The organism is Mesorhizobium sp. M0991, assembly GCF_040318915.1.
Classification (GTDB): domain Bacteria; phylum Pseudomonadota; class Alphaproteobacteria; order Rhizobiales; family Rhizobiaceae; genus Mesorhizobium.
This window is the reverse complement of sequence record NZ_JAMYNE010000005.1, coordinates 12,831-25,745: the sequence shown is the minus strand read 5'-3', so window position 1 is coordinate 25,745 and position 12,915 is coordinate 12,831. Positions and strand designations below refer to the sequence as shown.

The 12,915-nt window shown below is 60.3% G+C and carries 10 protein-coding genes and 1 pseudogene; 3 read left to right on the top strand and 8 right to left on the bottom strand.

Annotation, left to right across the window (positions count from 1 at the left end; translation table 11 throughout):
* Positions 1-11 precede the first annotated feature (11 nt).
* Positions 12-1,013, bottom strand: a complete 1,002-nt coding sequence (locus tag NKH70_RS09520) for an ABC transporter substrate-binding protein (protein WP_352721389.1) — start codon at positions 1,011-1,013, stop codon at positions 12-14.
* A gap of 45 nt (positions 1,014-1,058) precedes the next feature.
* Positions 1,059-2,141 (bottom strand): 4-oxalomesaconate tautomerase, encoded by a 1,083-nt coding sequence (locus NKH70_RS09515; protein ID WP_352917008.1) that lies wholly within the window; start codon positions 2,139-2,141, stop codon positions 1,059-1,061.
* A gap of 115 nt (positions 2,142-2,256) precedes the next feature.
* Here NKH70_RS09515 and NKH70_RS09510 point away from each other — a divergent pair, with 115 nt between their 5' ends.
* Together NKH70_RS09510 and NKH70_RS09505 are read left to right on the top strand one after the other, a co-directional pair.
* Positions 2,257-3,156: a LysR family transcriptional regulator gene (locus NKH70_RS09510; protein WP_292661417.1), complete on the top strand. Its 900-nt coding sequence runs from the start codon at positions 2,257-2,259 to the stop codon at positions 3,154-3,156.
* 260 nt (positions 3,157-3,416) lie between these two features.
* Positions 3,417-4,049: a plasmid partitioning protein RepB C-terminal domain-containing protein gene (locus NKH70_RS09505; RefSeq protein ID WP_352917010.1), complete on the top strand. Its 633-nt coding sequence runs from the start codon at positions 3,417-3,419 to the stop codon at positions 4,047-4,049.
* Here NKH70_RS09505 and NKH70_RS09500 read toward each other — a convergent pair.
* The 4 genes and pseudogenes from NKH70_RS09500 to NKH70_RS09485 all read right to left on the bottom strand — a co-directional run bounded on the left by NKH70_RS09500 (position 3,979) and on the right by NKH70_RS09485 (position 7,837).
* Complete coding sequence (locus NKH70_RS09500; protein ID WP_352917047.1) at positions 3,979-4,272, bottom strand: phage integrase N-terminal SAM-like domain-containing protein; 294 nt, start codon at positions 4,270-4,272, stop codon at positions 3,979-3,981. The two genes, NKH70_RS09505 and NKH70_RS09500, sit on opposite strands and share 71 nt — an antisense overlap.
* A 449-nt stretch (positions 4,273-4,721) precedes the next feature.
* Positions 4,722-4,952: pseudogene (locus tag NKH70_RS09495) on the bottom strand (YybH family protein); the annotation flags it as partial.
* A 373-nt stretch (positions 4,953-5,325) separates the two neighbouring features.
* The gene (locus NKH70_RS09490; RefSeq protein ID WP_352917012.1) at positions 5,326-6,393 is read right to left on the bottom strand and encodes a cyclic nucleotide-gated potassium channel; all 1,068 of its coding nucleotides are present in this window, start codon (positions 6,391-6,393) and stop codon (positions 5,326-5,328) included.
* A gap of 562 nt (positions 6,394-6,955) precedes the next feature.
* Positions 6,956-7,837, bottom strand: coding sequence for a metal-dependent phosphohydrolase (locus tag NKH70_RS09485; protein WP_352917014.1), 882 nt, complete (start codon positions 7,835-7,837; stop codon positions 6,956-6,958).
* A gap of 147 nt (positions 7,838-7,984) precedes the next feature.
* On the opposite strand from NKH70_RS09485, the gene NKH70_RS09480 reads away from it, so the two are divergent.
* Positions 7,985-8,224: a tyrosine-type recombinase/integrase gene (locus tag NKH70_RS09480; protein WP_352917016.1), complete on the top strand. Its 240-nt coding sequence runs from the start codon at positions 7,985-7,987 to the stop codon at positions 8,222-8,224.
* Positions 8,225-8,550: 326 nt separating this feature from the next.
* On the opposite strand, the gene NKH70_RS09475 is transcribed toward NKH70_RS09480, so the two are convergent.
* Together NKH70_RS09475 and NKH70_RS09470 are read right to left on the bottom strand one after the other, a co-directional pair.
* On the bottom strand, positions 8,551-9,726 hold the full coding sequence (locus NKH70_RS09475; RefSeq protein WP_352917018.1) for a Fic family protein: 1,176 nt from the start codon (positions 9,724-9,726) through the stop codon (positions 8,551-8,553).
* 841 nt (positions 9,727-10,567) lie between these two features.
* A complete protein-coding gene (locus tag NKH70_RS09470; RefSeq protein ID WP_353025154.1) occupies positions 10,568-12,637 on the bottom strand; it encodes an oxidoreductase in 2,070 nt (689 codons plus the stop codon).
* Positions 12,638-12,915 lie beyond the last annotated feature (278 nt).

Sequence of the window (12,915 nt, the reverse complement as noted above, 5' to 3'; positions counted from 1 at the left end):
ACCTCCTCCTGTCAGTTGGCGGGGACGTTCGGGACCTTGCCGACGAACTCGTTCGTGTAGGTTTTCGCAAGATCGATTTCAGCCGCGGCGACTTTTTCGTTGAAGCTCTTCAGGACGGCGAGCGGCGTCTTGATGTCTTCCTCGTTGATGCGCCCGTCCTTTGAGAAGATCGCTTTCGCGTTCTCGACCGCCTTGACGTAGGTGTCACGATCGCCGGAAATAAACTCCTTCGGCAGCTTTTCGACGATCTCTTCAGCGGAGTGGCTATCCATCCACGCAAGCGCTTTGACAGTCGCATTGGTGACTTTCTGGATGGTTTCCGGATTGGCCTCGATAAAGCTCTGCGTGGCATATAGGACCGAGGTCGGGTAGATCCCACCGTAGATCGCTTTGGCGCCCTCGTCGCTGCGCGCGTCGATCAGGATCTTGCCGACACCCTTGGCTTCGATGAAGGTCGCCGCCGGATCGTAGTTGACGAGCAGGTCGACCTTTCCTTGTTCGATCGCCGCAACGGCGGCGGAGCCGGAGCCGACGCCGATCAGCGAAATGTCGTCCGCGGTCAGTCCGTGGCGTTGCAAATAGTAACGAACGAAAAAGTCGGAAGACGAGCCCGGCGAAGTAATACCGATTTTCGCACCTTTGATCGTTTCAGGCTTTGCCGGGTCGAACGTGCTCTTGCTGCCGCCTGCCAGCACGAGACCGGAATTGCGAGCGAGTAGCACGAAGGCCACGACGGCCTTCTTCTGCGCCTGCATCTGGATCGTATGGTCGTAGAAGCCGACGGCGATATCAGTCGAGCCGGCAACAAGCGCCTGAAGTGTCTTTGACCCGCCCGATGCGAAGTTTTCGACGGTCACCTCCAGGCCTTCCTTTTCATAAAGGCCGAGCCCCTGGGCGACCGGAAATGGAAGATTGTTGAGATTGTAAGAGCCGACGCTGATGCGGACCGGTTCCGCGAACGCGGAGCCGACAAACGCGACGGTTGCCGCGAGGGCGAGCATGAGCTTGCGCATAATATTCTCCTCCTGTTTGTGGCGCCCTCCCGGCGGCCACGGTTATTATGCCGCGCAACCCAGTTGCGTGACAGGTTTTGCGAATACATGTCCTTCGAACAGCCGGCGGGCGGTGCGAAGGATTCCGGCGACGACTTTGCCGTCCCTTTCATACAGCTTGACGTCCAGGTGGCCGCTTGGATGCTCTATGGAAAGCACGACTGGGGGCGCACGCACGCCGATCAGGAGCGACGCAACCGTGCCCTGGCTGATACAGGCAGTGGCGATCCCTACGGCGCCCGTGGTTGCCAGCGACGGATGACATTGATGAGGCATAAAATACCGTACGCTGATATCGCCTCCCGACGTTGGCCGGGAAATGAGCACCGGCTTCGGCGTTACCTGATTGCAAACGTCTCCAAGGCCCATCAGTTCGCCGGCGGCGATGCGCAGCTTTTCCAGCCGCGCTAGCAATTCCCTATCGGCATTCAGTTCAGCCGCTGACTCGAAGCCGCTTGCGCCGATCGAGTTTGCCTCGATCAATATCATCGGCATGGCGCAGTCGATGCAGGTGACAGCCACACCATCGATCAAGTCGACTGGTCTGCCTGTGGGAAACAGCTGTCCCGTACGGGCCCCCGCTGCGTCCATGAAGGTCAGTGCGATTGGCGCCGCACGGCCGGGCACGCCGTCAATCGCAGCTTCACCGAGATAGGAGACGCTGCCGTTTGGAGTGGGAACTTCGGCCTCGATCAGCTTGCTGGTGTTGACGTTGTGGATTCGGACGAGCGTCGTTTCTCCACGAACCGGGACAAGTCCAGCTTCGATGGCAAACGGACCGACCGCAGCCAGCATATTGCCGCAGTTCGGCGAAGTGTCGACAATCTGTTGATCGACCCGCACCTGGGCAAAGAGATAGTCCACGTCGGCGCCAGGAATGCTGGCAGGTCCGACGATAGCCACCTTGCTCGTGACCGGGTTGCCGCCACCGATGCCGTCTATCTGTAACGGATGGCCCGAGCCCATGACGGACAGTAGGATCTCGTCACGCTGCGCGGCAGCCGCGGGAAGATCGCTTGCCAGGAAGAACGGACCCTTCGAGGTGCCGCCTCTCATCAGGACGCAAGGGATCGCGAACAGGTCGTTCATCGCTTGTGCTTCCATCAGAATTATGTCACCGCCGTATCAATCAGCGCTCTTTGATCCAATTATCGGAAGAAGGCTTTCATTTGTGAAATGCTAAGAATCGGGGGATTGATGCAAGATGAGCATTAATTGCGAAATCCTTGATCTTCGCGCCTTCCTGAGCGTCGTAGAGTTGGAGAGCTTCCATGGCGCGGCCGACGCCTTGCATCTGTCACAGCCTGCGTTGAGTCGACGCATTCAAAAGCTGGAACAGGTTATCGGGTCGCCCCTCCTGGAGCGGACGACCAGGCGTGTATCCGCGACTGCTCTGGGTACAGAGCTCGTGCCGCTCGTCCGACGCATGCTGGAGGAGTTCGATGGCTCTCTGTTTGCTGTCCGTGACGTTGGACCCAATCGAGGCGGATTGGTGACGATCGCATGCCTCCCTACCGCGGCATTCTACTTCCTGCCCACCGTCATCCGACAGTTCAATGAGGAGTACCCGAACATCCGCTTTCGCATCCTGGACTTGCCGGCGACCGACGGTCTTCAGGCCGTGGCACGCGGGGAGGTGGAGTTCGGCATAAACATCATGGGCACGTCCGATCCGGACCTGACCTTCGAGCGGCTCGCGGAAGACCCATTCGTGCTTGCAGCGCGCAAGGATCACCTGCTTGCAGCAAAACCATGGGTGGAGTGGGCGGAGTTGGAGCCCTATCATCTGATCACGGTTCATCGATCAAGTGGCAACAGAACGCTGCTCGACGCGGCACTGGCCAAATCGAACATCAAGCTTCGCTGGTTCTACGAGGTAACGCATCTGTCCACCTCCCTCGGGCTGGTGGAGGCAGGCCTCGGGATTTCGGTGCTGCCACGAATGGCAACCCCGCAAGAAGACCATCCTTTTCTGATTACCCGCCCCATCCGCAATCCCGAGATATCACGCACTATCGGCGTGGTTCGCCGTCGCGGCGGCACCTTGTCGCCGGCGGCAGAGCGATTTCTCAAGATGCTGATCGACGTATGGGGAACTGATTGAAATGCCTTAGGAAGTTCACGGTTGCACCATAGCCGCCGGGAGCGCAGATCTCGGAAGTCGCAGGCTGCGCCGAGAGCCGCCCTTCTTGGACCAATCTGAAAGTGTGGCGATTGAGAATGAACCGACGCTATCGGGAAGCATTTGGCTGAAGCGGACGTTCTGCTGACACCCATTATCTGCAGCCGATGTGTGCTTCGTAGCTGGCGGGATGTGAGCGTCCCCTGAGGCGCGCTCCTGCATGGCGACATTCGGACGGAATTGTGTCCGCGTGCTCGACCGAATCCAACACCGGCAACGTCCGCTTCCTGACGTCCAGCCTGCGCAGTCAAGAGGCGCTTCGATGGCCGCTGGCGGATGACCGAGAGCCGGTCGGATACTTTGCTGGCCTGATTGGCAGCGCGAACGACGTTACACAAAAATACTTGGCGGAGCGGGTTAAGGTGTTGCCAACAGACGCGCACGGCACCACTTGGCCGTGGGCCAGAACACCGCCAGATTTCTGTCCTGGAAATTGCGGAATGCCGATTCGACTCTCACTGAAAGGAATCTGCCCGGAAGTGGCCGAAATGCTCAATGACCGTTTCGTGCCAACGAATAGTTTCATTGAACTACGGAAGTTGGCCCCGGTTCGTCAGATCGAGGCGGCGCAATTGATGATCGCGATGAACAAGTTCTCGATCAACTACGCAAAATCCCGGGTTGGCGCGACGCCGCAGTCGCAGCTTGCCGATACGTCGCAGCCGAAAAAGCTATCCGGTCTTAGCGACGCGCAAATCGCATTGATGGAGAACGAGTCAGCCAACGTCGATAAGGAATACCGGCTTATTGAGGAGAGCGACGGATCTGACCATCTGGATCTAGTGGTGGCCACGGCTTGCGCGGATATCGGGTGACCACCGGCGCGCGTGCCAGATCGCGCCGCTTCAGCGTCACGGTGAACAGGAACCGCAGCGCCGACACCGCGCCGTTGATCGTCGCAGGGCCCACGCCGTTCTCGTGCTGATACAGCTGGAAGCGCCGGATGTCGTCGGGCGCCGCGGTGTCGGGAGCGCGGCCAAGGAACGCGGCAAAGCGCCGGACATGACGAACGTGATCCTGCTGCGTATGCGGTCCCAGGTTGCGAGCCTGATGAGCGGAACACTCTTGGGAATGCTCTGAAGATCAATACCCTCGACACCGGCCCCCAAATAGACGACGGCGCTTAGCCCCGTCATGGCGTCAAAAAAGCCAGGACTGGCGCCCTTGTCGATCAGCACAACATCTATGTCACTTTTGTCCCCGGCGTCTGGCCAGAGCCTGAACTCCAGCTGCGGCACACGGCTTTTTAGCTCAGCAGCCCATACTTGTGCATCAATGTAGTGAGGATACTCATTGACCATCAGAACGGTAATTGGTTCGTCGGACACTTCGCCCTCCCCGGTCTCAGGGGTCACGGCATCCCTATCGGGCCGCACCCAAGTTCCAGATGTCCCGATGCAGACGCCATGTCCCATCGTCGCCTTTTTTCCAGATGACAATGTACTTGCCTGCGACGGTGGAGGGGTCGCCGCTTTGCTCGGCACACCGAGCGTAAATGCGCCAACTTCGTAGGCGAGATTCCCGCTCCCTTCCACTTCCAGCGCCTTTAGGGTGAGATTCTTCATCCCGGCCTTGATTGCGCCCTGCCAGAATTCTTCCACGCGCTTGGGGCCATCGATGCGCTTGCCGTCGGGCGGCAGCAGGGCGGCATCGTCGGTATACATCTGACCCACCGCTGCCGCGTTTCCGCTGTTGAAGGCATCCATGAATTTTGTCAACGCCGCTTCGATGTCCTCGCGAGCCGACTGGGCGGCCGCAGACAATGCAGAGCAAAGAAGCAGCAAATGCAAATGACTTAGCCAGTCTCATTTTGTCCTCCCTTTGCGTGCTCCACATGCCCACCCGATGGATAGCGGCCAATCCAAGTGCGCCGCGGGCGCGCTCAATGGCCAGACGCGGCTTACATTAGGTTTTTCTGATATGATAGCGCAAGCACAGTTGCGGCCCTCTGAATGACCGAACTTCCACGTGCCGTCCAGAACCTCCGCGCGTGGCCGATAGAGCCGCACCATGTAGTTCCAGCCAGCCACCATCGGCAGGCAATTGGCAGCCTTGCCGTCGCATCCTCCTCCTGACGAACACCTAGTACGGTCAACCCTTAGGTGCCGCGCCGCGCCGCTCGAGCGCGGTCTTACGGATGATTTCCGCGATCTCCGGGCTGCTGCTGCACAGCATCTGGAAATCCGCCGAGTGCAGCGACAGGAGTGAGACCACTGTTATGGCGCTGACGGTCGCCGAGCGCGGCTCGCCGCTGATCAGCGCCATCTCGCCGAAGAAGGCGCCAGGGCCAAGCTCCACCGGGTTCGGCGTCGCGACGCTGACGCGCCCCTCCACGACGAAGAACATCTGATCACCGGTCTCGCCATTGCGGCAGATCACAGCGCCCGCCGGCACGATGCGAGGTCGTAATGCGCGCACGATCTCGACTAGTGTGGCCGGGCCGAGCTTCTGAAACAACGGCACGGCGGCGACCAATTGCCAATTACGGACGAAATCCTCGCGACGGACTTCTTGGTAAAAGCCGGTGGCAAGAATGCCAGCCCAGAGCGCGAAGATGCCGATGCCACTCATCATGACCGCCCCGGCAAGGACGCGGCCGGCGAAGCTTTGCGGAATAGCGTCGCCATAGCCGGTAGTGGACAGCGTGACCACCGCCCACCACATTGCCTGGGGGATGCTGCCGAACTTTTCCGGTTGGACGTCGCGCTCGATGACATAGGCCGCGAGCGAAACACCGAATAGAACGATGCCGAAGACCGTGGTGACGCCGATCAGGTTGCGCGCTTCGTTGGTCAGGATCCTGCCCAGCAGCGGGAAGAAAGTCGAGTCGCGCAGCGGTTTCAGCAGCCAGACAGCACAGTAGAGGCTCCGGTCGGGCGTGCCGACGAGCAGAAATGCGGCTAGTGGAACCAAAACCGCGAGCACATCAATGGCGATTGCCGCCGTCCTGTCCCGAACGTCTCCCGCCCGGCGCTTGAGCAGCGTCTCGGCCAGTTCCAGGAGATAGACGCCCCAAATGACCGCGAGCACGGCAGCCAGAGCCAGTCTGCTTCGTCCGGACATATCCGGTGTCGTGAGCGTAGCCACCGCCACAAGCCCAGTCGCAGCCAGCAGCGCGTTGAGCGGCGCGTAAATTCTTAAGAAACGCAGTACCGACATTCTATGCCCACGAGCGGCTACTACCCTCCAGAATAGGATGCCTTCAAGGCAAGCGCAAAGGTGCTTACTGTCGCTGCGATGTGCATCACCAACGGTGAACTCAGATGTCCGGGAAAGTGAACTGACACGCCACAACCCGATTCGGACAATTGCAATAGGTTCCGCGAAGGTCAGCTTCGGAGAAAAGACGACATGGGATCGCGACGGAAAAACTGACATATCGGACGCCGCAACGCGACGCGGCAGAAGCGCCAAGCTGGCTGGTGATCATCATGTCGGTTCGTCTAGTACCAGGCGTCGGGCGCCAAGCTCGCCTTCCGGCCTGAGCTAACAGGCCAGCCGAACCTCATCGGCCAATCTCAACCGGTTCGCCATCAGGGTTTCGTCCGGATTCCGGTCCGGGCAAGCCTCAATGCCGTCGAGAACCCCAAATGCGGCATGTTGAGCATTTCGCCTTCTCGCGATCGTGGCAAGGCAGCTCGACCCGGCGTTCATCTTCGTCGACAGCCGCCGGATGCCGGCTTGGCACAGGTGGAAAAGGAAACAATCCCGGGCTCTTAAGTTACACCGAAAGGCTCGCCGAGGTCGGCTGCAACACGCCGGGGAACGGCCCGATCCTGGCTGGGCGATGCCCGGACTGGAAGAGGTTGCTGTGAAGGTTGGCGATCCACTGCTTGCCTTCGGTCGTCAGCTCCAGATAGCGGATCGCGTCGCCGATATAGGGCTCTACCTGCAGCGTGAAGAAATCGGTGAAGATGGCGCCGAGATCGGCGGCGGTCTTGCAGCCGAGCTTTTCCACCATTCCGATCTCAGAGAACTCGGCAAACAGCGCCGGCAGCTTGCGGTGGTAGAAGGGATCAGCGAGTTGGCCGATCAGGTCCGCGGCCCTGACCAGCGCCGGCTCGGTGTTGGTGACCTGGTAGGCCGGATCGTTCGGCACCGGAAAGCGCGTCATCTCGATCGCCTCGACAATGCGCTCCTCGTTGATGAACTTCGAGGAAGCAAAACGCTGGCGCGCATAGATCTTGGCGCGCTCGATATGATAGGGCGCAAGAACCGCGTCGGAGGCGCCCCGCGGTGGCGTATGGCGGTCGCCGGCGTCGTTAATGACGAAGCTGTCCTCGGTGTCGCCCTGGCATACGCCGTGCACCATGCCAATGTCGTGGACAAGCAGCGCGCAGGTATAATGCAGCCAGTCATCGGGAGTCAGGGATTCCGAAAGCAGCCGGCCGCGGATGATCTGCTGGCCAGCGAGCGTAACCATCAGTGTATGCTCGATGTTGTGATAGAGCGCGTTCGAATTGCCGATGCGCTCCAGGACAAGGCGGGCCGCCCCGCCTATGTAACTCGCATATTCCGGATTGCGATGCGAGAAATACTGGAGATAGAGTTCTGACAGATAATCGCCGAGCCGGTCGGCCATTATGGAGATTGGATTGAGCATTACAATCGTTCCTGAGCGCTTTGAAGCACGACAAGTCGCGCCGCGTGGCGGCCATCCTAGCACGGTTCCGGCGTAGATCTTATCTTAGGACCAAGGGCCCCAAGGCAGCGGCGACTACCGAATGCTGCTGCGGTCGCCATCACCGGCATGATGGCACATTGGAACAAGCAGGCCGGCATTCCGGACGGCTACACCTTGCACCGTCTGCGCCGCACCTTCGGCACGTATCTCGCCGAATGCAACATCCAGGCACGCGCCATTATGGAAGCGATGGGACATTCCTCGATGACGGTGACGGACGCGTACGTACGGAAGGCCAACAAGAAGCGGATGGCCGTCGACATCGCCCCGCCATCAACAAGCGGGAGGCGAAACGCGACGCTATAAAGCAGCGGACACCGCTATGCGTCATCAAATGAATGGTTTCAATCGGACCGGTGCAGGGCGGCTTATCGGCCGCTTTTTTTTGTTGGGCCCATAATTTGCCCAAAACATTTTGGGCCGAGGCCACTTTTTCGCAATAAAATCCAATACTTTGGTGGGCCCGGAGGACGTTTTCAAATATCTGATTTCATTGTCTTTTTCGTGGGCCAAAATAGGAACTCTTCCCGTATCGTTCCGTTTGGTTCTGCTCCCACGCAAAGGACGCTGCACAAGATGGGACATGCTGGTCCTAGGATGTCGGCTCTGCATGATCTCGCGGTTGGTAGCGATCAGTCGCCGCTGTCCAATTCCGTTCCGGTTCGCAGGCACTTCAGATAGGCGCGATAGGCGAAGCTGCGGTCGCGCTTCTTCCCCGTGGTTTCCACGAGAATATCGGCTTCGGCCAGCGCCTCGATCGCACGCGTCGCGGTCGGCTTGCTTGCGCCGATCAACTTTATGACCGAGGCAACGCTCACGATCGGATGACGCGGCAATTGCTCGAACAGTCTCACTGCCGAGACGGAGGCGGACTGGGCTCCGAGCAGTCGCACCCGGTCCGCGGATACGAGATTGAATAGTTCCCGCGCCGAGGCGACGGCTTCATCGGAAATCGTGGCGACCCCATCGAGAAAGAAGTCGATCCAGCCCTCCCAGTCCCCTTCCAGCCGGACCAGATTGAGGCGCCGGTAGTACTCTTCCCGGTGTCGCTTGAAAAACAGGCTGAGATAGAGGAGCGGCGCCTTCAGCAAGCCCCAGTGCTCCAAGAGCAGCGCGATCAGGAGCCGCCCGATCCGCCCGTTGCCGTCGAGATAGGGATGAATGGTCTCGAACTGCACGTGGAGAAGACCCGCCCGCACCAGCTTCGGTGGCGGATCCTCGACGTGGATGTATTTCTCAAATTCGCTGAGAAGCTGGGGAAGCTTGTCGGGTGGCGGCGGAACGTAGGCCGCATTGCCTGGCCGGCTTCCCCCGATCCAGTTTTGGCTGCGGCGCACGTCTCCGGGCTGCTTGTTCGAACCGCGCACGTCCCGCATCAGCCGCTTGTGCGCCTCGTTCAGAAGCCGCATGGAAAGCGGCAGGCCACGCGCAGCGGCAAGCTGGCCGCGCGCATAGGCAAGTGCGTCGAGATAGTTCGTAACCTCTTCCACATCGGCATTGGGCGCCGGCTCCTCCGCGGCCTCGAAGGCGAGAAGGTCCACGAGCGAAGCCTGCGTGCCCTCGATCTGCGATGAGATCACAGCCTCCTTGCGCACGAAGGCGTAGATGAACCAATCGAGGGATGGCACCATCTCGCCTGCCAGATCGAGCCTGGCCAGCGCCTGCTCGGCTTCCCGCAGACGAAGTTCGAGCTTGCCTTCAATTACGAGCGCCGGACGTGCAGGCGGCAGATCGAACGGGATGAACGCATCGATCTTCTCCCCGCCTGCGGTTACGCTCTCGTATCGGCCCGTGGTTCGCTTCGGCATTTCGTGACGCCAATTGGAACGGCTTCGTTCGGATCGAGGCGAGCAAGGAACAAGAGCGTTCCTTGCTGACCTCCCTGGGAACGAAGTCTTTACTAGCGCCAAGTGTTAGTCAAGAAATCGTTCTTAGCGCTAGTGCCTTAATAAAATTGTCGCCGACGCTGCAGGCCGCGCCGTCTGGCCGGAATCCTGCCGAACGAGCCAGCCGCGCGTCTCCACGAACCGCGCCAGATCGATGAGGAACGCCTGCACGCACGCTCATGCAATTGACGGCCACGGTTTTCTTCGGGTCATACCCTTCCGATTCCGAAAGCGTCACATCGATCGGTCGTTGCGCCGCCGAGCGACGAAAGGCGCGGGCGTCTGTGTAAGAGAATCTTCAGAGCCTATTTCGTGATCACTCCTTTGACCGCCTCGAGTTGACCCGCGTCTTCCTGGTGCCTGGGAGGATTCCGCTCAGTCACCTTTCCGGTTCGCGAAGCGCGTCGAAGGGCCCGTTCGGTCATTCAGGCCTCTTGAGGCGGGTATCGATTGCAAAGCTCTTGTCACCCGCGTGTTGTGGAACTTCCAATTCTCGAAAGACCCGAAGAGGGTTCGAGTCCGAAACGCGGGACCGAAACAAAACAGAAAATACAACAAAATCAAATACTTAAAGCTTTGGTGGGCCCGGAGGACGTGGTAAGGACGTTGATTCTATTGCGTTTTTCGTGGGCCAAAATTAGAAAGTTTCCCGTATCGTTCCGTATTGTCTTGCGATTGATCCCGACATCAGATTTCGACACGCTAGCGCGAAACGCTATCGGTTTGTGGCGACGTCATAGCCCTATCATGCCATGCCATCGGCCTACCCCGCCGCCAGAGCCGTCACTTCACGGCGGAACGGCAGCGCATCGCCGATATCGGCTTCATCCAGCTCGCGGGCGAAGCGGTGGCCGGCATAGGTTGCCCAGGCGATCGGGCCCGGCGCCTCGGCATCGCCAATGACCTTGATCGAGCGGATGCCGCTGTCGGCCCATTCGTCCCGCCGCGCCTTCAACTCGTGCCAGACGCCATCGTCCTGTTGGCGCGACGTCACCAGCACCACGGCGTCCGCGGCGATGTCACGTTGGCTGCCCGTATAGGCGCAGGCCGTGACAACACCGCCCGCCACGATGCGCGTCACGGTCCGGCTCAGCACGATCTCGACGCCGAGTTCGGCCAGCCGGCGATGGATGGCGCCTTGCTCCAGCGTGTTGCGGGTCCAGTCGGACACATAGGCCGACGGCGTCACCAGCGTCACCCTCGCGCCCCGGCGCGTCATAAGCTCTGCCAGAACGCCACCCATGTAGTAGTGGTCGTCGTCGAACAACACGACTTTGCCGGTCGGAACATTTCCGCCCATCAGGTCGTCCGGGGTATAGAGCGGCATGGCTGGATCCACCGGCATCGGCACGACATGCGCGCGCGCCACGCCATCGCGGCGCCATGTCGAGCCAGTGGCGATGGCGATGTTTTGAAAGCCGAAGGCGAGGATGTCCTCGGCCGACAATCGGCTTTCGAAATAGACGTCGACATTGGACATCTGGCTAATCTGATACTGGCGATAGTCGCGAACTCGGCCCCATGCGGAGAGACCGGGCAAGAGGCACTCGCGCGCCACGCGGCCACCAAGCCCGGTGCCGGCTTCAGCGATGGCCACCTGATAGCCGCGGAGGCCGAGGGCGCGGGCCGCCTCCAGCCCGGCAGGCCCGGCGCCGACGATCAGCACGCTGTCGCTGTCGCCCTTGGCCTGCATGCGTTCGGGATGCCAGCCCTTGCGCCATTCCTCCATGAAGGTCGGGTTCTGCGTGCAGCGCGAGATCGACATGGTCATGTCGCCGGTGATGCAGATGTTGCAGCCGATGCATTCGCGAATGTCCTCGATCCGCCCCTCCTCCACCTTCTTCGGCAGGAATGGATCGGCAATCGATGGACGTGCGCAGCCGATGAAATCGAGCGTACCGGACTTGATCATCTTCACCATCACATCCGGCGAGGTGAAGCGACCGACCCCGACGACCGGCTTCGAGGTCAGTTTTTTGATGCCGGACACCAGGCTCTCCTGTGCGCCCTCCTCCTTGAATCGCGACGGCCCGGAGCAGTCTTCCCAGGCGCCATGCGCCAGATCCCACAGGTCGGGCAGATCGGCATGCATCTCGATCACGTCGCGCACTTCGGAATTGGCAAAGCCAAGCTCGCCGATCATCTCGTCCAGTGACAGCCGCAGCGTCAGGCCGCAGGTGTCGCCGATGGCGTCGCGACCCTCTTCGATCAGCTCGCGCATCAGCCGCGAGCGGTTTTCCAGCGAGCCGCCATATTCGTCACTGCGCTGATTGGTGGCGGTGGACAGGAAGTGCTGGATGATGCCGAAGCCATGCGCGCCGTAGAGGCACACCAGATCGAAGCCCGCCAGCTTGGCACGTTTGAAGGCATTGCGGTGCCAGCGGCGCAGGTCGCGGATATCCTGTTTGTCCATTGCGCGCGCTTGAACCGGATCGTTGGTGAAGGTCCGGATCGGCAACGCCGACGGCCCGCGCGGTACTTCCTTGGTGTAGAGGTTGGGGCCGTTGATGCCTGAATAGGCGAGCTGGATGCCGGCCAGTGCGCCATGCTGGTGCATGGCCTTGGCCATCTTCGCCAGTGCCGGGATATCGGCATCGTCCCAGAGCCTGAGCTCGATGAAGGGCGTGATCTCCGAGGTGTGGTGCATCTCGGTCTGCTCGGTGAAGATGACGCCCCAGCCGCCTTCCGACTTGATGCGGCGCATCTCGGCCGCGGCCGAAGGATCGCGGTAGCCGCCGCCATTGCAATGCGGCACCTGATAGAAGCGGTTCTTGGCGGTCACCGGGCCGATCTTCACCGGCTCGAACAGAATGTCGTAGCGTGGATCGCGCATGGTGCTTCCTTCCTGCCAGCGTCGCATCGCGGCATGCGCGGTGATGGTTTCAAACCTTGGCGCAAGCTCGTCTGCCCGGTGGGTAGATGCCGTGACCCTACTCATAAGTTGCGGCGCGTGCCGGAAAACTACAGATTTCTTCTGTGCCGATTAGGACGCGCCTAATCAGCCCCGCCGTCTGGATTAGCATCCGGCAAATCCCGGCTGAGCCAAATGCGACTTCAACGCCGTTGCCACACGATGCTAGATAGCGCGCACGGCCAATGAGACACACGACG

Coding starts and splice junctions, on each gene's coding strand:
- NKH70_RS09515 (WP_352917008.1), bottom strand. CDS start 2,141: ATGAACGACCTGTTCGCGATCCCTTGCGTCCTGATGAGAGGCGGCACC.
- NKH70_RS09520 (WP_352721389.1), bottom strand. CDS start 1,013: ATGCGCAAGCTCATGCTCGCCCTCGCGGCAACCGTCGCGTTTGTCGGC.
- NKH70_RS09470 (WP_353025154.1), bottom strand. CDS start 12,637: ATGCGCGATCCACGCTACGACATTCTGTTCGAGCCGGTGAAGATCGGC.
- NKH70_RS09480 (WP_352917016.1), top strand. CDS start 7,985: ATGATGGCACATTGGAACAAGCAGGCCGGCATTCCGGACGGCTACACC.
- NKH70_RS09510 (WP_292661417.1), top strand. CDS start 2,257: ATGAGCATTAATTGCGAAATCCTTGATCTTCGCGCCTTCCTGAGCGTC.
- NKH70_RS09490 (WP_352917012.1), bottom strand. CDS start 6,393: ATGTCGGTACTGCGTTTCTTAAGAATTTACGCGCCGCTCAACGCGCTG.
- NKH70_RS09485 (WP_352917014.1), bottom strand. CDS start 7,837: ATGCTCAATCCAATCTCCATAATGGCCGACCGGCTCGGCGATTATCTG.
- NKH70_RS09475 (WP_352917018.1), bottom strand. CDS start 9,726: ATGCCGAAGCGAACCACGGGCCGATACGAGAGCGTAACCGCAGGCGGG.